The organism is Aeromonas sp. EU05-FHT14A05 (genome assembly GCF_058791175.1).
The window spans coordinates 56,356-78,109 of sequence record NZ_JBYTDH010000008.1; the positions used below are offsets into that span (position 1 = coordinate 56,356).

The 21,754-nt window shown below is 57.1% G+C and carries 23 protein-coding genes; 11 read left to right on the forward strand and 12 right to left on the reverse strand.

Annotation, left to right across the window (positions count from 1 at the left end):
- Window position 1 precedes the first annotated feature (1 nt).
- The 7 genes from pabC (at window position 2) to AC3WR3_RS12945 (ending at window position 5,941) form a co-directional block, all read left to right on the forward strand.
- Complete coding sequence (gene pabC / locus AC3WR3_RS12915) at window positions 2-808, forward strand: aminodeoxychorismate lyase (RefSeq protein WP_492292032.1); 807 nt, start codon at window positions 2-4, stop codon at window positions 806-808.
- Window positions 798-1,799, forward strand: coding sequence for an endolytic transglycosylase MltG (gene mltG / locus AC3WR3_RS12920; RefSeq protein WP_162519126.1), 1,002 nt, complete (start codon window positions 798-800; stop codon window positions 1,797-1,799). The genes pabC and mltG overlap by 11 nt, the downstream gene beginning before the upstream one ends.
- Window positions 1,799-2,425: a dTMP kinase gene (gene tmk / locus AC3WR3_RS12925; RefSeq protein ID WP_492292033.1), complete on the forward strand. Its 627-nt coding sequence runs from the start codon at window positions 1,799-1,801 to the stop codon at window positions 2,423-2,425. Before mltG ends, tmk begins: the two co-directional genes overlap by 1 nt.
- The gene (holB, locus tag AC3WR3_RS12930; RefSeq protein ID WP_139434499.1) at window positions 2,410-3,357 is read left to right on the forward strand and encodes a DNA polymerase III subunit delta'; all 948 of its coding nucleotides are present in this window, start codon (window positions 2,410-2,412) and stop codon (window positions 3,355-3,357) included. Before tmk ends, holB begins: the two co-directional genes overlap by 16 nt.
- Before the next feature lie 18 nt (window positions 3,358-3,375).
- The gene (locus AC3WR3_RS12935; protein ID WP_492292034.1) at window positions 3,376-4,155 is read left to right on the forward strand and encodes a TatD family hydrolase; all 780 of its coding nucleotides are present in this window, start codon (window positions 3,376-3,378) and stop codon (window positions 4,153-4,155) included.
- 286 nt (window positions 4,156-4,441) lie between these two features.
- Window positions 4,442-5,470 (forward strand): site-specific integrase, encoded by a 1,029-nt coding sequence (locus tag AC3WR3_RS12940; protein ID WP_492292035.1) that lies wholly within the window; start codon window positions 4,442-4,444, stop codon window positions 5,468-5,470.
- Between the two features lie 213 nt (window positions 5,471-5,683).
- Window positions 5,684-5,941 (forward strand): RepB family protein, encoded by a 258-nt coding sequence (locus AC3WR3_RS12945; protein ID WP_202045724.1) that lies wholly within the window; start codon window positions 5,684-5,686, stop codon window positions 5,939-5,941.
- 194 nt (window positions 5,942-6,135) lie between these two features.
- On the opposite strand, the gene rsmF is transcribed toward AC3WR3_RS12945, so the two are convergent.
- From rsmF to AC3WR3_RS12965, 4 genes are all read right to left on the reverse strand, one after another.
- Window positions 6,136-7,566, reverse strand: coding sequence for a 16S rRNA (cytosine(1407)-C(5))-methyltransferase RsmF (gene rsmF, locus AC3WR3_RS12950; RefSeq protein ID WP_492292036.1), 1,431 nt, complete (start codon window positions 7,564-7,566; stop codon window positions 6,136-6,138).
- 129 nt (window positions 7,567-7,695) lie between these two features.
- Window positions 7,696-10,248, reverse strand: a complete 2,553-nt coding sequence (locus AC3WR3_RS12955) for a PqiB family protein (RefSeq protein WP_492292037.1) — start codon at window positions 10,246-10,248, stop codon at window positions 7,696-7,698.
- A gap of 55 nt (window positions 10,249-10,303) precedes the next feature.
- A complete protein-coding gene (locus AC3WR3_RS12960; RefSeq protein ID WP_202045727.1) occupies window positions 10,304-10,912 on the reverse strand; it encodes a paraquat-inducible protein A in 609 nt (202 codons plus the stop codon).
- Window positions 10,890-11,534, reverse strand: a complete 645-nt coding sequence (locus tag AC3WR3_RS12965; protein WP_202045728.1) for a paraquat-inducible protein A — start codon at window positions 11,532-11,534, stop codon at window positions 10,890-10,892. The genes AC3WR3_RS12960 and AC3WR3_RS12965 overlap by 23 nt, the downstream gene beginning before the upstream one ends.
- A gap of 256 nt (window positions 11,535-11,790) precedes the next feature.
- Between AC3WR3_RS12965 and AC3WR3_RS12970 the strand changes: the two genes are divergently transcribed.
- From AC3WR3_RS12970 to AC3WR3_RS12985, 4 genes are all read left to right on the forward strand, one after another.
- A complete protein-coding gene (locus AC3WR3_RS12970; RefSeq protein WP_139434480.1) occupies window positions 11,791-12,096 on the forward strand; it encodes a YebG family protein in 306 nt (101 codons plus the stop codon).
- Between the two features lie 289 nt (window positions 12,097-12,385).
- The gene (locus AC3WR3_RS12975) at window positions 12,386-13,663 is read left to right on the forward strand and encodes a tyrosine-type recombinase/integrase (protein WP_492292038.1); all 1,278 of its coding nucleotides are present in this window, start codon (window positions 12,386-12,388) and stop codon (window positions 13,661-13,663) included.
- Between the two features lie 185 nt (window positions 13,664-13,848).
- Complete coding sequence (locus AC3WR3_RS12980) at window positions 13,849-14,199, forward strand: DUF3653 domain-containing protein (protein ID WP_492292039.1); 351 nt, start codon at window positions 13,849-13,851, stop codon at window positions 14,197-14,199.
- A 480-nt stretch (window positions 14,200-14,679) separates the two neighbouring features.
- Entirely contained in the window at window positions 14,680-15,642 is a 963-nt protein-coding gene (locus AC3WR3_RS12985) for a DUF2971 domain-containing protein (protein ID WP_492292040.1), read from the forward strand.
- 568 nt (window positions 15,643-16,210) lie between these two features.
- Here the strand turns inward: AC3WR3_RS12985 and AC3WR3_RS12990 are convergent.
- The 8 genes from AC3WR3_RS12990 to AC3WR3_RS13025 all read right to left on the reverse strand — a co-directional run bounded on the left by AC3WR3_RS12990 (window position 16,211) and on the right by AC3WR3_RS13025 (window position 21,676).
- Window positions 16,211-17,413, reverse strand: a complete 1,203-nt coding sequence (locus AC3WR3_RS12990) for a zonular occludens toxin family protein (RefSeq protein WP_492292041.1) — start codon at window positions 17,411-17,413, stop codon at window positions 16,211-16,213.
- Between the two features lie 3 nt (window positions 17,414-17,416).
- Entirely contained in the window at window positions 17,417-17,731 is a 315-nt protein-coding gene (locus AC3WR3_RS12995) for a DUF2523 family protein (protein ID WP_492292042.1), read from the reverse strand.
- Window positions 17,732-17,734: 3 nt separating this feature from the next.
- Window positions 17,735-17,995, reverse strand: a complete 261-nt coding sequence (locus AC3WR3_RS13000) for a hypothetical protein (RefSeq protein WP_492292043.1) — start codon at window positions 17,993-17,995, stop codon at window positions 17,735-17,737.
- Window positions 17,996-18,142: 147 nt separating this feature from the next.
- Window positions 18,143-18,979: a hypothetical protein gene (locus tag AC3WR3_RS13005; RefSeq protein WP_492292044.1), complete on the reverse strand. Its 837-nt coding sequence runs from the start codon at window positions 18,977-18,979 to the stop codon at window positions 18,143-18,145.
- A 128-nt stretch (window positions 18,980-19,107) separates the two neighbouring features.
- Window positions 19,108-19,320, reverse strand: coding sequence for a Flexible pilin (locus AC3WR3_RS13010; protein ID WP_307765399.1), 213 nt, complete (start codon window positions 19,318-19,320; stop codon window positions 19,108-19,110).
- Window positions 19,321-19,620: 300 nt separating this feature from the next.
- On the reverse strand, window positions 19,621-19,941 hold the full coding sequence (locus AC3WR3_RS13015) for a CTX-RstB family phage integration protein (RefSeq protein WP_307765398.1): 321 nt from the start codon (window positions 19,939-19,941) through the stop codon (window positions 19,621-19,623).
- 27 nt (window positions 19,942-19,968) lie between these two features.
- Window positions 19,969-21,438, reverse strand: coding sequence for a replication initiation factor domain-containing protein (locus AC3WR3_RS13020; RefSeq protein WP_492292045.1), 1,470 nt, complete (start codon window positions 21,436-21,438; stop codon window positions 19,969-19,971).
- Entirely contained in the window at window positions 21,425-21,676 is a 252-nt protein-coding gene (locus AC3WR3_RS13025) for a hypothetical protein (RefSeq protein ID WP_290028176.1), read from the reverse strand. Before AC3WR3_RS13025 ends, AC3WR3_RS13020 begins: the two co-directional genes overlap by 14 nt.
- Window positions 21,677-21,754: the final 78 nt, after the last annotated feature.

The window sequence follows — 21,754 nt, forward strand, 5'->3', positions numbered from 1 at the left end:
CTTGCTGATTAATGGAATACCGACAGAAGCAGTGTCCGCCAGGGATAGAGGGCTGGCATACGGGGACGGCCATTTCACCACCATGCTGGTGAAGCAGGGTGAAGTGGTCTGGTGGCCGGCACACCTGGCCAGGTTGCAGCATGCCTGCGCCAGGCTCGGGTTTGCGGAGCTTTCCTGGGAGACCCTGGCCGCCGAGGTGGCGCAATTGGCAGCAGGGCAGACGCAGGCTGTCGCCAAGATAGTGCTGACCCGTGGCAGCGGGGGACGGGGCTATGATGGCGCGGGATGCAATACGCCCACCCGCATCGTCTCCCTGTCACCATACCCGGACCACTACCTTGGCTGGCAGCAAAACGGCATCGCCGCCCTGATCTGTCAGCAACAACTCGGCGATGCTCCCATGCTGGCAGGGCTCAAGACCCTGGGCCGTCTGGAACAAGTTCTGCTCAAAAGCGAACTTGCCGTGCGGGGCGGGGTCGAAGGTATAGTATTGAACAGCCGTGGATTTCTGGTAGAAGGAGTCAGCGCGAATCTGTTTTGGCGTCGTGGCAAGACGGTGTTCACACCGGATCTCACCCGCGCAGGGATAGATGGCATCATGCGCAAGCGCGTGATCATGATGCTTAAACAGATGGGCATTGAACTGCGTGTCGTGGAGGCTCCGCTGGAGTCACTGTGGCAGGCCGAAGAAGTCTGGTTGACCAATACCCTGATGGGCATAGTGCCGGTCACCAGCATTGGGGATGTGCATTATCCCAGCCCGGTATTGATCCGCCGTTTACAGGAGCGTTTGGTCATTGAAGTTTAATCGGCTCTACACCCTGCTCGCGGGGGCAGCCCTGACCGTTGCCGTCGCCGGGGGTTACGTATATTACAAATGGCAAGAGGTGGAGACGCTCACCAACAAGGGGCCGACGCGCCTCTTTACCGTCGAAAAAGGCGCCCATGCGGCGCGCCTGATTGCCGAACTGGGGGAAGGGGAAACCAGCCCCTGGGCGGTGCGGCTCTGGCTGCGTGGCCACCCCGAACTGGTCGCCATCAAGTCTGGTACCTATGAGATCAAGGAGGGGGCCCCGCTCAAGGAGACACTCTCCCTGTTCGCCTCCGGCAAGGAGTTTCATTTCAGCCTGACCTTTGTCGAGGGTTCCCGTTTCGAGGACTGGTTGAAGCAGCTCTCGAGCGCCCCTTACCTGGAGCGGCTGACCGTGGAGCAGAGCGAGACCGAGCTGGCGCAGGAACTTGGTATCGACAACGGCAAGCTGGAGGGCTGGTTCCTGCCGGAAACCTACGCCTACACCACCCATGCCAGCGACATCTCCATCCTGCGCCGTGCCTATCAGGACATGAAAGCCTTCCTGCAGGAGTGCTGGGAGAAGCGGCAGGCCAATTTGCCCTACAAGACGCCCTATGAGGCGCTCATCATGGCCTCCATCATCGAGAAGGAGACAGGCCAACCGGACGAGCGGGCGCAGATCGCTTCCGTGTTCGTCAATCGGCTGCGCCTTGGCATGAAGCTGCAGACAGATCCCACCGTCATCTACGGGGTGAAGGATCGCTACGATGGCAATATTCGCCGCAGCGATCTCACCGATGTGAACCCCTACAACACCTATGTGATCGATGGCTTGCCGCCGACCCCCATCGCCATGCCGGGCAAGGCCTCCATCGAGGCAGCGCTCAACCCCAAGTCGACCGACTATCTCTATTTCGTCGCCAAGGGGGGCGGTGCCCACTATTTCTCCAAGACCCTCGATGAACACAATCGGGCGGTCCGCGAATACATATTGAAGAAACCCTAATGTCTAAATTTATCGTGATTGAAGGACTGGAAGGGGCAGGGAAGAGCTCCGCGGTACGCTATGTGACCGACTATCTGCATGCCCACGGCATCGACAGGATTGAGTGCACCCGTGAACCGGGTGGCACCCCCCTGGCGGAGCGGATGCGCGCCATCGTCAAGGAGGTGCACGACGAGCGCCTCACCATAGAAGCCGAATTGCTGCTGATGTATGCCTCCCGGGTGCAACTGGTGGAGACCCGGATCAAGCCGGCACTGGCCGAGGGCATCTGGGTGGTGGGTGATCGCCACGATCTCTCCTCCCAGGCCTATCAGGGCGGTGGTCGCGGCATCGATGCCCAGCTCATCGGCGCCATCAAGCAGGCGGTACTCGGCGACTTCAAGCCGGATCTGACTCTCTACCTCGATATCGATCCCGCCCTCGGTCTGCAACGTGCCCGCCATCGTGGCGAGCTCGACAGGATAGAGCTGGAGCAACTCAGCTTCTTTGAGCGCACCCGCACCCGCTACCTGGAACTCGCGGCCAGGGATGACAGCATACTGGTGATCGATGCTAGCCAGACGCCGGATCGGGTCAAGGCCGCCATCGAGGCTGCACTGGACAGCACCCTATGTATCCCTGGCTGATCCCGGACTGGCAGGCCCTGAGCCAGACCGCCCAGGCTGGTCGCCTGGGCCACGCCTGGCTGCTGCTCGGGGATCCCGGCCTTGGCAAGGAGCAGCTTGCGGAACGATTGGCGCGCCTGCACCTCTGCCAGCACCCGGATCGCGGTGAACCCTGCGGTCACTGCCACGCCTGCCAGTTGTTCGACAAGGGCCATCATCCGGATCTCGGCACTATTGGCGCCGACAGCAAGAGCATAGGGGTCGAGGCGATCCGCGAGATCTGCGGCCGCCTGCAGAGCACCTCCCAGCTGGGGCGCGGCAAGGTGGTGATCATTCCGGACGCGGAGCGGATGACGGAGTCCGCCGCCAACGCCCTGCTGAAAACCCTGGAAGAGCCGGCCGGCGACAGTCTGCTGTTGCTGATCGCATCTCAGGTTTCTCGCCTGCTGCCCACCATCCTCAGCCGTTGTCACAAGCATGTCTGTCAGTTGCCGACGGAGGGGGAGACCCTGCGCTGGCTGAGTGAACAGGGTCATCAGGCCACTCAGGCCCAGGTGCGGATCTGTCAGGGGGCGCCGCTTCGGGTACTCAGTTACCTCGAAGAGCAGCAGGATGGGGCCAGACGGACGCTGCTCGAGAGTTTCGTCTCCTTGTCGCAGACGCCGACCAGGGCGGCGAGTGTCTGCTCCCAGCTGGCGGAGGAGAGCCAGATCAGGTTGCACTGGTTGCAACTCTTCCTGTGCGATGCCCTCAAGACCCAGGCGGGCTGTGGCCATCACCAGCTGGCGATGCCGGATCTGGCCGCCCTCAGCGAGCAACTGGCCGAGCGCCACTCCAGCGAAAGATTGCTGGAGGCGGAGCAGCAGCTCGTCGCCCTGAAAGCCGCCTGCCAGCCGGGTCAACTCTCCAATCCCACCATTCATCTGATGAACTGGCTCAATCGCTGGTTATGACAAGATACAAGGTTGTCTATGTTACTCGTTGATTCCCATTGCCATCTCGACCGTCTCAGCTATGGCAGCAAGCAGACCGACATGGCCGATGTCTTGGCCAAGGCCGCGAAACTGGATGTGGGATATTTTCTCTGCGTCAGCGTGACCCAGGCGCAGTTCCCGTCCATGCTGGCGGCGATCGCCCCTTATCCCCAGGTGTTTGCCTCCTGTGGCGTCCACCCGCTCAATCAGGAGCCCGGTGTGGATGCCCCCTTGCTGCTGACCCAGGCGGCGGATGAGAGAGTGGTGGCCATAGGCGAAACCGGGCTCGACTACTTCTATTCGCCGGAAAACAAGGAGGTGCAGCAAGCCTCCTTCCGGGAACATATCCGGGTAGCCCGGGCATTGAACAAGCCCCTCATCATCCACACCCGGGATGCCCAGCAAGACACCTTGCAGATCATGCGTGAAGAGGGGGCCGAACAGGTGGGTGGCGTGCTGCACTGTTTCACCGAATCCCTCGAGATGGCCCAGGCTGCCATGGAGATGGGCTTTTACATCTCCATCTCGGGGATAGCCACCTTCAAGAATGCCTCGGCACTGCAGGCCGTGGTCAAGGCATTGCCACTGGAGCGATTGCTGATAGAGACGGACTCTCCTTATCTTGCCCCCGTTCCTCACCGGGGGAGGGAGAACGAGCCCGCCTTAGTGCGAGACGTCGCGCAATTTATTGCCGATCTGCGGCAGATATCACTGGCCGAGTTGGCAGAGGCCACCAGCCACAATTTCTTTGAGCTATTCAAGCTGGCGAAAAAATAACCCCAAGGAGCCCCGACAGACGGGGCTCTTTATTTAAAATCATCAGCCTGATTACCCCCGGCAATATCAATCACGCACCTCGTTATCTCTCACTCGATATCCGATACAGATCCATCTTCTGGATAACGTCTTCTCCGAATATAGAGCGAGCCTGCTTATTATCCCCGGAGGCTGGAGGCATTGAATCAATACCCTATAAGTATCGATAATATTCATTATCGATACTTGATGGATCTGAAAGATCCTGTAAGATCCTCCTAAACTCCATATCGAATCATAGACTTACGTGGCCTATCCAACCATTTCACCACCTGCTCATCAGTCACTGCAGACCGTATTCGATCCTGCGCTCAATAGCCGGGCGCGGCGTTTCCTGCGCAGCGCAAAAGCGGATTCCACCCTCAATGCCTATCAGGCAGACACCCGTATCTTCGTATTCTGGTGCCAGTTGCATGGGCTGGATCCGCTGCAAACCAGCCATCACGACATCATGAACTTTTTGGCGGATCAGGCTGACGGCATATTGGCGGACTGGGTATGGCTGGATAAAGAGGAGGGGAAGGGGGAGCTGCGCAACGGGGAACCTCGAAAACCGGCCACCCTGGTACGGCGGCTCGCCGGCATCCGCTATGCCTTCAAGCAGAAGGGCATTCATCCCATGCCGACCGAGCATGCGGAAATAAAGGAGATGATGCGGGGCATAGTGCGCCTCGGGGATAACCGTAAACGCAAGACGGGAGCCCTGACCCTGCAACCCCTGACCCGGGTGCTCGACGAGATAGACACCTCTACCCTGGCGGGGCTGCGGGATCACACCCTGCTGCTCTTAATGTTCAGCGGCGCGCTGCGCCGTTCGGAGGCCGCTCGTATCGAAGTAGGCGATCTCGACTTCGTGGGGCAGGGGATCCGGCTCCGGCTCAAGCCGAGCAAGCATCAACTCCATGAAACCGAAATCGCGCTCATTCCCGGCAAGCACTATTGCCCGGTAACCGCCCTCGGCCGCTGGTTGAAAGCGAGCCGCATAAACCAGGGCCCGCTGTTTCGCCGCATGACCCGCTGGGGGCAGCTCACCGCAGATCCCCTGGGGCCGCAAGGCATCAACCTGATGATCAAGCGGCGAACCGGCCAGGTCATCGACGATCTCTATGTCAGTGGCCACAGCCTGCGCCGAGGCTTCATCACCTCGGCGGTGACCGCGGGCAAGCCGATGAACAAGATCATCGAGGTGACACGGCACAAGGACATGCGTACCCTGCAGGAGTATTTCGACGATGCGCACAAGTTCTCCGATCATGCCCTCGCAGGCTTACTGTAAGATAACCGCGCCACGGTATTTTTTATGTTAAATACCATCTGATTGATTTGATGATATATTTCTCGCACCCCGACGCTGTGCCGGTGAAGGGTCACCATGAAGGGAAAAGTGCCAGGCACAGCAGGCGGCTCTCACCCCTGGCAGGGGAGTGTCATTCCGCCGCCCTCCAGGGTGAGAGATAACAAATCCCACTCTCTTATTTAGCAAGGTCATATGAGCCAGGAAATGAAGATGAATGTGGCGCAAGACAATGCCGAGCGGCAACGCCAACACGTGAAACGCAAGCAGGAGACCCACAGCAGGCTGCAATGCTGGATCAGCAATCGCCACGCCGAGCGGTTGCAAGAGCTCGGTCAGCACCTGGAAGACAATCAGGCCTCCCTCATCGAGCAGGCGATCGATCTGCTGTACCAGCACGAGCTGGTGCCCCAGGGGCGACCGGAGAAAGCCCTCGCGGAGATCAGCGAATAAAAAAAGCCAGGTACGAATTCCTTGTACCTGGCATAGGGGAATTGGCTCCTTGCAGAGCCGTGCGCTAATTGATAGGCGGATTGCCTTAATCTTAGACAAGGCGCGAGGCATTTCAAGAAGTGACTAAAAGTTCAACCAGAGTGTGGGTTTTCCAGACTCGAACAGGTGTCAGTCCTTGAAATGGCCGCTGTATCTCACTCGTTGAACAGGTTGTTGTCCCGCACCAGCTCACGGGGCAGGGCATTCTTGATGCGGCTCCCGACCCATTTTCCCATACCAAGCGGGTAACCCTGATAGCGGACGATCACTTCCCCCGTTCCCGGGGCCAGCTCGGGCCAGACATCCCGCCCCATCATGAATTCCCGCCCGTTGGCGGCATCCAGCTCGACACATCCCCGGGTAGCCAGGCTGCCATAGGCCAGCGCCCATTCGTGGGTGAGGCGATAACCCTTCTTGAAAGTTTCCGCCAGCTTGATGCCGATGCGATCGAAGCGCAGCTTGCCCTGCACCTGCTCAAAGGCGTGGGGGAAGAGCCAGATCTCGTCATTGCGGCCAAACAGCTGGCCCCGCGCAGCGACCCCGAAGCTCGCCTCTATCTCCCGCAACATTGGCTCGGCCTCTTTCGCCGGCAGAGGGGAGAAGGGGAACTTGCCGAGCTTGCCCGGCTTGAACATGGTGTTGGGCACTGAGTGATGCTTGCTGATCCTGGCGACGAAGAAGCCCTCGCTGTCGAAGATCTGGGGCCAGACATGCAGGTAACCCTCTGGGGTGCAGGCCTGCCCGGCACCGGGGAAGAGAGAGGCCAGGGAGTCGACGCTCAGGGCGTCGCCGAACTTCTCTTGCAGCGACTGACAGACCGCCTGGTTCTCCTGCAGGCTCAGGGTGCAGGTGGAGTAGACCAGCACGCCACCGGGTTTGAGGGCGTGGAAGGCACTCTCCAGCAGCCCTTGCTGCACAGCGGCGATCTCCTCGATGCTCTCGAGACTCCAGTTGCGCAGGGCATCTTCATCCTTGCGCACCGTGCCTTCCCCCGAGCAGGGGGCATCGAGCAGGATGGCATCGAAGGTTTCCGGCAACCACTGGCCAAACACCTTGGCATCGAAATGGGTCATGCCCACGTTGGTCACGCCACAGCGCTGGATATTGGCGCTCAGCACCTTGAGCCGGCTGCTGGAAAACTCGTTGGCAACCAGCATGCCCTGGTTGTCCATCAGGGCCGCTACCTGGGTAGTCTTTGAGCCGGGCGCCGCCGCCGCATCCAGCAGCATGCCATCGAGCTTTATCCGCTCGCTGGCAAAGAGCGCCGTCACCGGCAGCATGGAGCTCGCCTCCTGGATGTAGAAGAGGCCGCACAGGTGCTCGGCGGTGTTGCCAAGGGGCACGCTCTCGTCGGCCCGGGTCAGCCAGAAGCCGGTCTCGCACCAGGGCACGGGATCCAGCTGCCAGCCCAGTGGCGCCATGCGTGTCACGAAGTCGGGCACGGAGATCTTGAGGGTGTTGACCCGGATGCTGCGCCGCAGCGGCCGCCGACAGCTCGCCACGAACGCATCCATGGAGAGATGGGCCGGCATGATGTCCGCGATATGACGCAGGAAGTGTTCGGGAAGGTAGGTATTGTCGTGCACAGTGCCGTCTCGCTGACCCAAAAGAGGGGCGACATAGTACCACAGGGGTCGGAATATTCTGAATGGGCGATGGGCAAAACGAACAAGCCCGGCACTGGGCCGGGCTTGGGTCATAGGGTCAGGACAACATCAAGGCTGGATGCGGGGGCTCCACTCCAGCCACTCCTTCTCCGCCTTGCCATAGAGCGGGTAGCTGTGGCCGGCCTTGACGGTTGGCCCCATCTCCCGCTCCGGGGTGTTGAAGGCGATGCCGCCGGCCAGCAGGCTCTGGACGGTTTCCACCTCTATGGTGCCGCCGGTCAGGCCGATGTCGGCCTTGACCCCGGACACGTTCCAGAAGCGGCTGTTGGCGCGCACCAGGTGGGCGTATTCCTGAGCGACATTCACCTCGATCAGTACCTCGCTGCCATCCCGTGCCAGCGCCACATCGCTGACGCTGCCCACCACCATCTTGCGAAACAGCAGGGGGCTGCCGACACTGATGCCGCTCACGGAGGGGCTCTTGAGGGTCAGGGCCAAGCCGATGGGGGCGCTCTGACTCAGGGGGAAGCGCTCCTTGCCCGCGCCCTGGCCCGGGCTTGCCTCCACGAAGGCGCCCTTGATCAGGGTGTCCAGGTGGGAGACGCCCCCCAGCCCGAGCTTGGCCTGTACCAGGGTGTAGCGCGCGCCGCTCTGCAGGAAGCGGGCGGCGTACTGCCCATCCAGCTCGGCTCTGAAGCTCACCTGACCCAGGGCGGGATCCAGTTCAATCTGCTCCACCTTGCCGATGTCCACCCCGCGGTAACGGATGGGGCTGCCCACCCCGAGCCTGGGGTTGCTGTCGGCGGTCAGGGTCAGGGTACGCACCTGGGTGCTGGCCTGCTCCTTGCTGTCAAACAGCTGATGACTGCTGCGGCCAGTGCCGAGCCGGTCAAATTCGATGGCCCCCCGCAGCAGGGTGGCAAGGTTGCCCATTTTGACCTGCACCCCGTCGAGCCGGATCTTGCCGTCGATGGCGGCCTTCTTCCAGAACTGGGGCTGCTGCTTGAGCAGGGGCGCGTAGACGGCGTCTATCTCCAGGGTGATGGCCACCCCGCGCTCCTCGGCTTTCAACGCCTTGACCTTGCCCGCTTCCAGCCCCAGATAGAGGACGGGGGAGCCTACGCCTATCCCGTCCGCTTGCTCGGCACGCAGTGTCCAGCGCTCGGGTCTTGCATCACGACTGCCGAGCAGGGCCAGTTCCTGACTGGGATAGAGGCGATCGATACGCTCCCCCACTGTGGCCTGGACAAGCTTGATCCCGCCCGCCAGCCAGGCGCTCGCCGGGCTGGTCTCCACCTTGAGGCCGCTCAGATCGGCCTGGACCTGCAAGGGGGCGGCACGATAGAAACGGGCCCGTTTCAGCAGGTGCTGATAACGCTCGTTCACCACCAGGCTGACGCTGGCATTGCCGCCGGCATCTAGGGTCAACGCCCCCAGCTCACCTATCTGCAATCCCTTGAACCAGAGCGGGGCCCCCTCGTTCAGGCCGGCGAGATCGTCCGCCTGCAGGGTCAGCTTGATGCCATCGCGCGGCTCCTGGCTCGCCAGCGTCATGGTGCTGACCTTTTCCCCTGCCACATAGTCGAGACGGATGGCCGGTCCGGCCAGCAGGCGATCCGCGTGCTTGACCCCGGTGGGGGAGAGGGAGACAGTCTCCCAGACCAGGCGGCTCTTGCCGGTCATTCGAAATGCCTGCTCGGGGTTGATCAGCGCAGTGACGACCCGGCCCTGCTCGGTCAGGCGAATAGGGTCTATCCTGCCAATCTCTATCCCTTCATAGAGGATGGGCATGCCTTCCTTGACTGGCAGGGATCCCGCCTGGATGGTGATGCGCTCCCCTCGGGCCGCCTCGGCCAGCCCCTTGTAGAGGGTGAAATTGAGCCCCTTCTGCGCGACGGGCGACGCCTTGGGGGAGTCGAACGCTATGCCGCCGCTCAGTATGGAAGTGAGGCTGCCAGCCTCCACGCTGACACCGGCCAGACTGAAGGAGCCCTTGATGCCGCTGATGTTCCAGAAGCGGGTATCCACCTTGACCAGGTGCTCGAAACGCGGCTCTATCACCAGATCCAGGATCACATTCTGGTTGTCCTCCCCAAGACGGGTATTGATGACGCTGCCGACCTCGAGCCCGCGGAAGTAGATCTTGGCCCCGATGCCGACCGATCCCAGGGAGTCGGCGGTCAGGTGCAGGGTGCGCCCCTGGGCCTGATAGCCGGGGGGAGGGCCGTCCAGGGCATCGAACTCGTCCTCCAGCGGGTTGTTGTCCCGACCGGGTTGCAGGTTGATGTAGTTGCCGGAGACCAGGGTATCGAGACCGGAGATCTCGGTCAGCGACGCCTTGGGGCTCACCAGCCAGAAGTCGGAGCCCTTGCGGATGAGCGGGCGGGCGCGGCTGTCGACCTTGGCGAGTACGGCTATCTTGCGACCGTCCTGTGCCAGCTCCAGATCCTGGACCACCCCTATGGCCACCCCCTGATAACGCAGCTGGGTCTTGCCCGGCAGGATGCCATTGCCCTGGGCAAAGTTGATGCGAATGAGTTGACCGCTGCTCGTCCACTGCTGGTAGATGAAACCACCCGCCAGCAAGAGGGCGATGAAGGGCAACAACCAGACTGGGGATAACCAGCGATGTTTCTCAATGACGGGTTCAGCCCCGATCATACCGACTCCTTAAATTGGCTGTGATGCACAGCACATCCGATACAGAAAAAATGCATTAACGGGCCGCCTTGTCCCACAGCAGACGGGTGTCGAGCATCCGGGCCGACATCATGGTGAGGATCACCACGCCGGCGAAGGCGGTTGCCCCGGGCCCGGCCCGCACGTTGAGCAAGACCCCGCGATCCACCAGGGCCACCATCAGCGAGATCACGAACAGGTCCAGCATGGACCAGCGACCGATGAAATCGATGATGCGATACATGATGAGCTGACGCTTGCGCCGCACCGGCTTGCTGCGCTGCAACTGCCAGCAGATCCAGCCCAGCCCCAGTATCTTGCCGATGGGGACTATGATGCTCGCGGTCAGCACTATGGTGGCTATCCCTGACATCTTGCTGCGATAGAGCGCCATGATACCGCTGAAAATGGTATCGGACTGCAGTAATCCCTTGTTGTAGAAATGGGTGATGGGCAGCAGGTTGGCCGGCAGCAGCATGAAAGCGGCGAGCGCCAGCAGGCCCCATGACCAGGCCAATGAGCGGGGGATCCGCATCTGCAACGGGCTGTGGCAGCGGGGGCAGCGCATGGCACTCTGGTAACGCACCAGCAGTCCGCAGGTGTGGCAGCGGCAGAGCCCGAGTTCACGGGCGCTGGTCGGTATCATGAGCCGGCTCCTGCGAGGCGCTTTGCAGCGGTATCCGCTCCCAGTAGGGGGCGGGGTCGAAGAGGATGAGCAACGTCATGTTGAGCAGCATCAATATACCCAGGCTGAGCAGACCGCCTCCCAGGCGCACGTCGGCGATGTCGATGAGCTTGAACAGGGCGACCAGCAGGCTGACGATGTAGACCTCCAGCATGGCCCAGTGCCGGAACACCTCCACGGCCTTGAGCGTCGGGGCCAGTATGTGCCAGCGCTTGGCAAGGCCGGAGGCGAGCGCAAAAATGCCGAGCAGCAGCCCCACCGGCGCCAGCACGGCGCACCAGAGCACCAGGCTCGCCACCCAGAGTTCGCCCTCCTCAAACAGCATCAGAATGCCTTTGAGCAGGTTGGCATCGGAGTTGACACCCGCCAGGCGCAGGTAGAGCAGGGGTTCGAAGAGGGCGGAGGGGAGCAGCAGGAAGCCGGTGATGGTGAGAGCCATCAACTGGGAAGGACGAAAAGCATAGCGCCCATAGAGATGCTGGTGACAGCGCGGACAATGGGCGTGACGACGCAGGGGCAGCAGCTTGCGTTCGATCAGCAAGTCACACGCCGGGCAGACGATCACGGAGTGGGGATCCGACATACGATTCAACCTGTTGAAGGAATTGATAAAATTTACCCTAAAACGCCTTCGCTGTCTTGCCGCAGCGCAGCCTCTAACCAAGAAAAGATGGCCCGGCCGGCCAGCTCCCAGGGCCATGGAGAGAAACACGGGACCTTGTTGCCACATAAGGGATGCCCGATACGGTGCTGGGCGTGGTGGCGGATCCTGAGTGTTATTTGCAACACTGTATATTCATACATATACTTGCAGTCACTATCATGAGGAGGACGCCACTATGGCCGTTGAGATCAAGTATGTTGTCGTGCGTGGGGGAGTGGAGAAGATGACCTTTGCCAGCAAGAAAGAGGCGGATGCCTATGACAAGCTGCTGGATACCGCCGATGAACTGATGACGCTGCTGGCCGGGGCACCTGTCCAGCTGGCGCCCGAGCAGCAGGAGAGCCTGGCCTTTTACCTGGCCGAGCAGCGGGATCTGCTGCAGAACGTGTTGCGCGGCGGCAAGGGGCAAGGGATCAGCCCCAGGGAAGACAAGGTGGACGCCGAGAAGCCCAAGGGAAAATCCCTCAAGAGCGTGGCCTGACAAGGGAAGGGCGGGGCAGGGCGTCCAGCCCTGGGCCCCGCACCACAATATTCATGCAGAGCCGATTTTCAGTCACTCTTGTCACTATTTACCCCGAGAAATTTCCAACAAGAGTGCATATTCATTGAATAAAAATCATGTTCTATCCTGAGCTCTGTCCGACAGGGGAAGCCTTGACGACTCATCCCTGGGCCATCTGGCATCTCCTGATGCCGATAACCCCATTTATCGGCATCAGGATTGCGCGACACAGTGCCAGCTTCACTCAACAAGATTCACAAGCACCATCATGACTCATCCGTCACTGCCGCCCGCCATGCCGCTGTTCGATAATCTGCTCCATCTGGAGGCGGGCAATCCCCAGGTCAACCAGTATCTGGCCACTCTCAGTCTGGGCAGTGTCCCCGATGCCGGCCTCGTCTATGAGCTGGCCGTCGATTGGCTGCTGGAACAGCGCCACAGCGAGAACAACTACAAGACCTACCGTAGCGAGCTGACCACCTTCCTGCATTGGTGTTTCTGCGAGGTGGCCATCAGCCCCAAGGATCTCACCAGGCGCATCATGATGCGCTATCTCGACTACTGCCAGGCTCCGCCACAAGAGCTTATCGCATACCGAAACGTGGCCCAGTTCGTGCTCGACAAGGAGTGGGGAGAACGGTTGCCCAACCCCTTGTGGCGACCGTTTCTCGGCAAGCGGGAACTGGGCCGCGAGCTGCCATACCGTCTGAGCGAGCAGGCGATGAAGACCAAGCTCGCCATACTGTCGGCCTTCTTCCAGTTCCTGATCCAGGAGGAGTACATGGACCGCAATCCGGCGCTCCTGCTGCAACGAGTGAAGCGGCCGGACAGCCAGGATGCCGGTGAAGAGGCTCAGTCCTTTACCGAACTACAATGGTCCTATGTGATGCAGGCCGCCGAACGGCAGGCAGCCGAATGCCCGACCCAGCATGAACGCAGCCGGTTTCTCATCTGCCTCATGTACGCCTGTTATCTGCGAATCTCCGAGGTGGCGGCCAGACCGGGCTTCAGCCCCGTCATGAGCCAGTTTCGTCGCGACAGCAAGACAGGGGTCTGGGGCTATGACATTCCACGCAGCAAAGGTGGCAAACGCCGCACCGTGGCCGTCTCCCAGGCACTGCTGGATGCCTTGGCACGCTATCGCACCTTTCTTGGGCTCTCGCCGCTGCCAGCCCCGGGCGAACAGACGCCGCTCTTCGTGCGCCACAAGGCGGCGGCCCATGGCCGGGAGCAAGGCGAGCTCAATGCCAATCTCGGCATCCGCCAACTGCGGGATCTGGTGATGGCGGTCTTCGAGCAAGCGGCCAACCTGGCCGAGCAGGATGGCTTTGCCCAGGATGCCGCCGAGATGCGCAATCTGACGCCGCATTCCATCCGCCATACCGGCATCACCCACGACATCAACCTGCATGGTCGGCCGCTGTCACACGTGCAAGCCGACGCAGGACACGACAGCATAGACACCACGTCCAAATACCTGCACACCGGCAACAGCGAACGCCACGAGAGTGCCAACCATAAGCCGCTGGATCGCCTGCATGAGTGAGAGCCTGTGTGCAGACTGCGTAATGTGCAGCCCAGAGCCTCAGTCAGCCTGAGATGGCAGGAAAAAATGCCCGCCAGCCGCCCAGAGAAAACCGCGCATAATGTCGCGTTTGGTTAAATGCCCATCTGAAACCTGCCGATAAGCCAGCCCACGCAATTTTGCTGGTTTATCAGGTATTTACTTGGATGGAACGAGAGTTGACCAAAAACTTCATTTTTCGTTGGTTTGAATGCGGTTTATCGGAAGAGGAGACGGCAAATCTATGTTTCGTTTCTGTGAGACAGGTCACATATTGGGATAAGGGTAAAGAGATCCCACCTGTCTATAAACGGCTTATGCGTATGGCATCCGGGCGGGAGCTGCCCACGATCTTTAAGGAATGGAAGGGATGGCGGATGAAGAATGACTGCCTGATCGCACCTAATGGCGTGATGTTCGACAGAAGGAGGATCGAGGCGATGGCCATCATCCAGGCCGAACTGTCAGACAAGCAAAGGGAAGCCTTCTACTGGCGGAAGAAGCTAGGCATCAACTAGACAGGGGAGGGGGCGGAAGCCCCCTCTTTGTTTTAACTTGTATGGCAAGGCTTACAGCAGTAATAGCAGCCGTTCGATTTGGAGTAGGTCTGCTTAGCTTGGCGCACGGCAGAGTGACAGCTGTCATGATACCCCAAGCTAGAGGTGCTCCTTGCAAGCGCCAAGAAAGAGCAAGTGGATACATGTACCTCATGATCCCCATTCGGTTGAGCATTATTGTTTACATAGTAGTGCTGCATAGCCAATATCCTTATCGTTGGTAAGGCCAAAACGATACCATAGGGAGAGGACAAAAAACACACTGAAGCGCTCTGTTTGAGGCTTGCAGGAGGATGCCTCGTAAGTGTTTGGCCAGGCACACAGCAACACAACATAAACCCCAAAAGATGTGATCCATGGTGTCATCAGACTCTGTGCAAGGAATTCCCCCCGTATTACTATACGGGGGGAACCATAAACAGAGACATTGGTTAGATTATCATGACAATACTGTATAAATATTACTCTTCATCGCTTGATTTAGAAAAATATATTATCAATCCAACAATTCGCTTAACTCAAATAACAGGTTTGAATGATCCATTTGAAGGAAAAATAAGTGACAAAATAATGAAAGTCCTCTGCGAAAGGATCATTTTGATTGAAGACTTCCCTACTTTCGACACAGAAGAAGAAACCTTATCTAGATTACATGAAATTCTTGAGGATGGGATGAAATCTTTATCCGTTGTAGCATTAACGGAAACACAAAGAAATCTTTTAATGTGGTCCCATTACGCTTCAGAGCATAGAGGGTGTTGCATAGGATATGAAGCCGATATATTTGATGGCTTAGAGACAAAAAACAAAGAAATTTGCTACTCTTATACTCCAATAAAAGTAAATTATGACAGCATTGTTTTTGATGATGATCAATTTAACTCTTTAGATAATAAAAAAGGACTAACAGATGATGAGCTCAACGAAACAATTAAGAGAGCGATAACAACAAAAAGTGACGCATGGATATACGAAAAAGAACACCGCTTAGTTGTCCCTGTTGAATGGAGTGACAGCATAATGTTAAGATCCATTAGCTCTTTACCAAAATATGTTAAAGAGCCCTTTGAAAAAATGAAAAAAACTAACTATACAATTAAAGTCGAGTCTAATGATGCGATAATAACCCCACCTCAATCCGAGGACAGACCTCTATTGGATAAAAAATTAAATGAAAGCTTTGAAAGAGAATTGGCAAAATTAAAGGAAACAATGTTCCTTAAAAACATAGATAAGAGTAAAATTAAATCAATTTACTTTGGAATTAATTATCCTTTAAAAAAACAACATGAGATAATGAAGTTGGTTCGGGATAAGAAAAATGGTTTAGAGCATGTTTCACTTTACAAAAGCATATTGTCAAATGAGCGTTTTGAACTAATTCAAAAAAAGATACTATTATAGAGTTAATTACTTATTAGACTAAATTAAATTTTTATTATTCTAGAACGCACATCTTTTCAATTGAAGAAAGCTAAAGGTTCCCTTCCCTCAGAGCCGGAAAGCCTCAAAAGCCGGTTTAGCAGGGAAGGGGGTATTGAAGCGTAGGCGCTCAATGTAGTGAATCACCCCAGGGAGGCAGACACTTGAGGGGCATAGGTCCTCGGGACGCAAGCGCCCTCCGGCAAGACGTTTATCATGGTTCGCGCAGCTCACCATATGTTGATGGGCTGCGACATCTTATAGGGGCTCAAGCCCCTGGAAGTCAGTGGCCATTCTTGAGTCGAGCAACGGCACGAGCACGGCGTTTAGTGCGGCAGTGGTGCTGCCAGTTAACCTCCAGCTCGATAAGGTGGCCCCCAAAGAGCCAGAGCAGGGGAGGCAGCGAGAACAACGCCACCAGGGCAAAACAGGCCCAACGAGCCTCGGCGGAATAGTTAGGATTGCTCCCCAGGGTTACCAGGATGGCAATATCAATGCAGACAGCGACAATGCCAATCACAGCAACCCCCCATGAGATCCACAGTTGTATTTATGTCCGGTCATCGCTCGGAGCCTCGTCATTCTTGGCACCAGCAAAGAGCGCCCCGTTGACCCGCTTACGCAGCGCATCCCCGTCAGGGTCGCAGTACACGTCTACAGGCTGTCCCTGGTACTGGATCACCGCATGGCAAGCCGTCATGGCCTTTACGTCCACGAAATACTGAGGCCACTCCTCGGCATAGATGGCTTGCTCGTCGTCCCCCTTGCGCAGGGCAAAGCAATATTCGACGTCGTAGACGTCTCGATCACTCTTGGTCAGCACATGGCAGTTGATAATCAGGCGGTATCCGGCGAACGGACCTACAGCAAAGACGCCAGCAGCATCCGCAGCAGGAGCGCCACCAGGACGTACATCAGCAGCGGGCGAAGCACCCACCGCCCCAGGAGTCGAAGCAGCGGCAGGAGAGGGCGCAGGGGCCTTAGCAGGCGCGTCAATATATTCAGGCTTGATGAAGCCAAAGTATAAGCAGAGTCCCCAAATCGCCAGAATAAAGAGAATTTTAGGATCTCGTAGTACCGAGCTGCCTGCAATTGTATCCGAGACTTTACCGGTTGTAGTCGAGTCATAAAGCTTGAAAACATATTTCGGCACCTTGTTAAATGGCTTCGCTTGCAGCACGTCAGATAAAGAAGTGCCGGAGTTATCGGAGAGGTGAAGCACGGTCTTGTAACGGCCACCAATGCCCAATATCGCCATATTGGTATGGCGAATAGCGGTTTCCGCAGCAGCTCGGATTACCTGGTGTACCTTTTTGATGTTCGGGGTAGTTAATACGAAATCCCAGTTATGGTGACGGTGCATATCAAAGGCCACGTCGATGGTTTCCGGTCGGCCATCTTCCTTGGCCTTATCCGGCCCACCTGGATAATTGAGGCGATCTAAATCACTCTGGCGCCATGCTGGCGGAAATACACGCTGCACCTCATCGACCAGGAAGAAAGCCCCCTTGGGTGCCCAGTGGTAGAACCGCGCCAGATGATCGCGGCCTTCTTGGGATTCAGTCTCGACATAGAGCACCTCAAAGCCTTCTGGTACCTCTTTGCCCAGCACCTCGCGGCAGCGCTCCACCGAGAAGCCCCGCACGTTGGTGATGATGTAGCGACCCGCCTTGATGGCCGGGATCACATCGGTATGAATGGCCCCACTGGATTTATAAGAACCAGGTGCGCCGTGATGGATTTTGATGGACATGGATCACCATCCGAACATATTGAGCAAGAAGCGGGTGACAAATGCCTGAGTGATAATAGACAGGCCCTTGTCAAAGTGGAGATAGAGCAATATATCCCGCACCGTATCCGGCAGGTTATTAAAGGAATGGGATATCAAATCGCTGAATTGCAGGTTTATCAGAATTTCCCTGGCAACATCCCAGGAGAAGGCCAGCATGAACAGCTTGAACTCGACCCACTGAATCGCCATTTTTACCGTTATCCAAGCCGTTACCTGGACCGCAAGATTATATATATCGTTGAATAACCCACTAAACAAATCACCTAGCCACTCCATAATTTACCTCTTTGCCAACATCATTAAGGCGATAAAGTAGAAAATAAACATCATGACTGCCGCCAACAGCTCCCAATAAGTGCCTACCTCAGGACAAATCGAGTACGACTTGCCAGCGAGTGAATACATGTCAAAGCACTTGGGCACCGAGGCAGAACCGGAGAATTGGAACTTGAATATATCGGCCATTTCATCCTTGATCGCCTTGTATTTGTCTTGCAGCTCCGCCTTTTTATCATCGTACTGTTTGTTGATTGTATTCATGTCGAAGGCACAATTTTTACCTTCCTGGCACAAACCTGATTCATAGCTTGACTCGGCCACTTGCAATGGATTACCCGCAGCCCCTGGCATTTTTGAATAATCAATATCCTGACCGCCGCCCGAGGAGCCACTACCAGATTTAAGCGCCTATTTAATATCCATCAAATGCCCATTTACACCGTTGCTGCCAAGTTGAGACGCCATCTCAGCCGCATATTTAGCCGTGTTGCTCGTTGACCTATCAATGTTTTGTACCCCGCCGTAATAATCCCTATCCATGCGGCCAAACATTTCACCAAACTTTGAATCCCAGTAGGGCTTACCCAGGCCGCCATCGCCACCCCCTGAGCCAGCCAAATGCCCACAATTATAATCAAGGGGTCTAGTTATGCAGAGGGTTAATTCCTGAAGCCAATCCTCAGACCGATTAAGCGTCGACAGCATCTGATTATTAATTAAGCCCACTTGCTCAGAGCCGATAATTTGAGTATTTAGCGCATCAGTAACCTTTCTCAGGTCTTTACTAAAATCCTTAAATGTGGCGAGCGAAGCCTCACCCTGTTCATAAAACTTAATGGCAGACCAACGAATATCCTCGTCAATTTGCTTTAGAGCCGCAGTCGTAGCCTCTTGATCATGACCACCGACACCAATAGGGCTTACCTGATTTTTAAACGGGTAATAATATGGAGCACCACCACCACCCGTTCCACCATCACCACCCGTTCCACCATCACCGCCTGTCCCACCGTCGCCACCGGTACCACCACCCAGAGAACATTCGCTCCCCGTCGTCTCCATAGGGCCCTTGGTGCCATCAATAGGGAACTCGACGCATACACCAGGACACGACACCTCGCAGCCGCCCAGGGTGGATGATTCCCATTTCACGCAGTAGGGCAGCGCAGTGCTTATCGGCACATTGGACAGCTTGAGCCCAGCTGGACAGCTCGCAAACGCCCCCAGCGGCAGCAGGAGCAGCAAATAAAGGACTCTCACACGACCCCCAATAAAAAAGGCGACCGAAGCCGCCTTGTGTCATATCGAAAACGATGATCTGTAGCCTTCGACAAAGAACAAAAACCACAGCGTCCCGATGAGCAAAGACATGCTTAGGCTTTGCGCATCAGGCCGATCAAGATGGTGACTGCGACGACCGAGGCCACAACCAGCATCACCTTCGGCGAGGTGGCATCCACATCGGATTTCGCCGCATCCAGAGCGGCAGCAGCAGCGGCAGCAGCACCACCCGTTTCAGCATTGGCACCCATGGCCGCCAGGGAGCAGGCCACACCGATACAGCCATTACGGAAATATTTTTGCATACTCGTTTATCCTCTTTTTGTACCTACGATTATTCGGGCAATTGCGCCCACTTTTAAACCCAGAGCCCATATAACAATTCCAGAGCTGAAGGCTATTCCTACAACCGATATATCGAACTGGAACCAGTCGGATATATCGGTGAGTTTGGTGTGCTCCTGGACAGTCAGAAGCACGTATTGACATGAATCCCCCTCTGAAAGGCGGGTATATCCCTCAGAGGTAATATCGAGACAAAGCATGATTGCGCCCTCGTCGTCGGTCGCTGCGCGCCCTCGCTCCTCCTCCTCGTTGCGCAGTGGTTACAGCGGCTTTTTAGTGGGCTGGAAACCAACAACAACGTTACGGGTCGGATTCTGGGGATCGGCTTCCAGGACAAGATCCACGGCCACCAATTTCGGACAGTCGGCCAGCTCTTTAATCGTGGCGCCGTCATTGCGCAGGGCCAATTGGCGTACCTCATAGCCCCAGGAGGTGATATTGCACTCCGGCTTGTTGACGTTATTTGCCAATGCCAGGTATTCCACCTGGGCGAAGTCATAAGGCACCGGAGCACCAGATTTGCGGGAAACGCCATAGCCATGGGTCACGCGAGTGACCAGAACACCGGACAGAATAGACATAGTTATTACCTCGTTGAAGAACCTTAGTTAGGTCGAAAATAGTGGCAGCTCGTCCAGGTCAGGAGGGAGCGGCATTCTTAATCGCGCTGGAATATCTGTTTCTTCCAGGTGCGCAGTTAATTGGTTAACAATCTTGTCAGGGGATAATCCTTCGATGTTTGCTAACCAATTAACAAGGCGGCCTGCCATCCTGGACATATTAAATACGGCGTTGTCCCTGGACGTTTTGAACTTGTTTTTAAAGGTAGTCAGTCTGACGGGTGTTATTTCCGATTGCTGAACAGCCGCCAACCATGTGGCGAATTGCGGATACATCCCCGCAAAATAGGGGTCTGGGTTTACCAGGACGTCCAGCGGAATAATCCTGTCCTTATTGTGTAATTCGCCTTCGGCGCGTACCCAGTTCGGATACTCTGCCGACTGCATCTGTTTTCCCTTTTCGTATACCCGGGCACACTTACCGTTGATGCGGCTGCCCACGTAGAAGGAGCAGCCCTTGGTCGGCACCATGCCGAAACGCTTGGCGATGCCCTTAGCCAGCTCGGTGATCACGAACTCGCCCGACTCAATCTTCATCCAGGACGGCGCGCGGCCCCGCTGGGGATGGAACTCGCCGGCTTCTGCGCCGGCAATGGCACCCTGGTAAGTGATGTGCTCGCCGCCGTAATCGTCCAGGGCGAGATCCACCCGAGTGATGCGCACCCCAGGAACGTGAGAGATAACATCATGCAAAGCCTGGAAGTCCAGGGCCGCACAACCCACGCCGGAAAAACTCACCATGCAACCATGGTTAGCCGCACCCCAGCCAATCAGGCCGCAGGGGAGGCCATCACACAACAGGTCAGCGGAATTGGCGTAGCCATGCAGACCGGAGCGGCGAGGGCGCATGCTAAAGCGCGGCTCAGGGATGGGCACCCCGATGCGGGCATTCAGCTCTTCGAGCCACAGCTCGATCTCATTGCAACAGAGGGCATCCAGGAACTGGACGCCGTAGCAGTCGATCAGGTCGTTGTACGCTTCCCAATACTTGGCACCCTGGACAACCTCAAACTCGGAGAACTCCAGCAGGGCAGAGCAGACCGCCTTGAGCTCCTGGCGCATGTCGGCACGGGACTTGTACCCAGAGTGCAGGGCCTGCTCCATCATTTCGGTCATGGATGGCGTGAGCACAGGGGAGGGGGCTTTCACGGCCAGGGGCTTGGGTGAGGCTTTCTCACACAAGCGCTCAGTCACCTTGTCAAAGCGGGCGAGGGGAGCGAAGCCAACCGGACGCTTCCACAGGTAGCGCAAGCCTTCCACCGCAGGGGCAGCAAAGGCCGCCTGGATAGCCTTGTTGGCAGTGTCGAACCGCGGGATGGCCTTGAGCAGTGCGCCTTGCTTGGCCAAGTCGGTCATCCGGCGCAGTTCGTCCGGTGCCCAGGTAAAGGACAGATAGTCGATCAGGGTTTTGGCGCCGATAACCCTATTTATCGGCATCACGGAGCTATGACCAGTCATCGAAGAACACTCCCTGGTCATAGAAGTCGCGCCATGTATCCTCGGTGACCTCTACCAGGTCAAACACGGTGTCGGGGTATGTCATCGACAGGTAGACCCGCAGCTCATGCAGATCGCGGAACATCTCGACCTGACCCGCAATGCAGGCGGAGTAATCGCCAGTCGGCTCTGCCTGCCAATAGACCTTGCGCTCGATGAGCGCGGGCAGATCCTGATTTTGTGGGCTAGAGTGGGTCATGGGTCACGCAATCAAATGGTTGGTTGACTCATTCAACCATGTGGCGAGTTGAATGGAAACAAGCTGTTTTTCGCCAAA

Excerpts from the sequence above, each read along its gene's own strand:
- AC3WR3_RS12975 (WP_492292038.1), top strand. The coding sequence starts at position 12,386 with ATGACTCATCCGTCACTGCCGCCCGCCATGCCGCTGTTCGATAATCTG.
- AC3WR3_RS12985 (WP_492292040.1), top strand. The coding sequence starts at position 14,680 with ATGACAATACTGTATAAATATTACTCTTCATCGCTTGATTTAGAAAAA.
- AC3WR3_RS12970 (WP_139434480.1), top strand. The coding sequence starts at position 11,791 with ATGGCCGTTGAGATCAAGTATGTTGTCGTGCGTGGGGGAGTGGAGAAG.
- AC3WR3_RS12935 (WP_492292034.1), top strand. The coding sequence starts at position 3,376 with ATGTTACTCGTTGATTCCCATTGCCATCTCGACCGTCTCAGCTATGGC.
- AC3WR3_RS12990 (WP_492292041.1), bottom strand. The coding sequence starts at position 17,413 with ATGTCCATCAAAATCCATCACGGCGCACCTGGTTCTTATAAATCCAGT.
- holB (WP_139434499.1), top strand. The coding sequence starts at position 2,410 with ATGTATCCCTGGCTGATCCCGGACTGGCAGGCCCTGAGCCAGACCGCC.
- AC3WR3_RS13000 (WP_492292043.1), bottom strand. The coding sequence starts at position 17,995 with ATGAATACAATCAACAAACAGTACGATGATAAAAAGGCGGAGCTGCAA.
- tmk (WP_492292033.1), top strand. The coding sequence starts at position 1,799 with ATGTCTAAATTTATCGTGATTGAAGGACTGGAAGGGGCAGGGAAGAGC.
- AC3WR3_RS13015 (WP_307765398.1), bottom strand. The coding sequence starts at position 19,941 with ATGTCTATTCTGTCCGGTGTTCTGGTCACTCGCGTGACCCATGGCTAT.
- AC3WR3_RS12955 (WP_492292037.1), bottom strand. The coding sequence starts at position 10,248 with ATGATCGGGGCTGAACCCGTCATTGAGAAACATCGCTGGTTATCCCCA.
- AC3WR3_RS12980 (WP_492292039.1), top strand. The coding sequence starts at position 13,849 with ATGGAACGAGAGTTGACCAAAAACTTCATTTTTCGTTGGTTTGAATGC.
- AC3WR3_RS12960 (WP_202045727.1), bottom strand. The coding sequence starts at position 10,912 with ATGATACCGACCAGCGCCCGTGAACTCGGGCTCTGCCGCTGCCACACC.
- AC3WR3_RS13020 (WP_492292045.1), bottom strand. The coding sequence starts at position 21,438 with ATGACTGGTCATAGCTCCGTGATGCCGATAAATAGGGTTATCGGCGCC.
- AC3WR3_RS13025 (WP_290028176.1), bottom strand. The coding sequence starts at position 21,676 with ATGACCCACTCTAGCCCACAAAATCAGGATCTGCCCGCGCTCATCGAG.
- AC3WR3_RS13010 (WP_307765399.1), bottom strand. The coding sequence starts at position 19,320 with ATGCAAAAATATTTCCGTAATGGCTGTATCGGTGTGGCCTGCTCCCTG.
- AC3WR3_RS12945 (WP_202045724.1), top strand. The coding sequence starts at position 5,684 with ATGAGCCAGGAAATGAAGATGAATGTGGCGCAAGACAATGCCGAGCGG.
- AC3WR3_RS12995 (WP_492292042.1), bottom strand. The coding sequence starts at position 17,731 with ATGGAGTGGCTAGGTGATTTGTTTAGTGGGTTATTCAACGATATATAT.
- AC3WR3_RS12965 (WP_202045728.1), bottom strand. The coding sequence starts at position 11,534 with ATGTCGGATCCCCACTCCGTGATCGTCTGCCCGGCGTGTGACTTGCTG.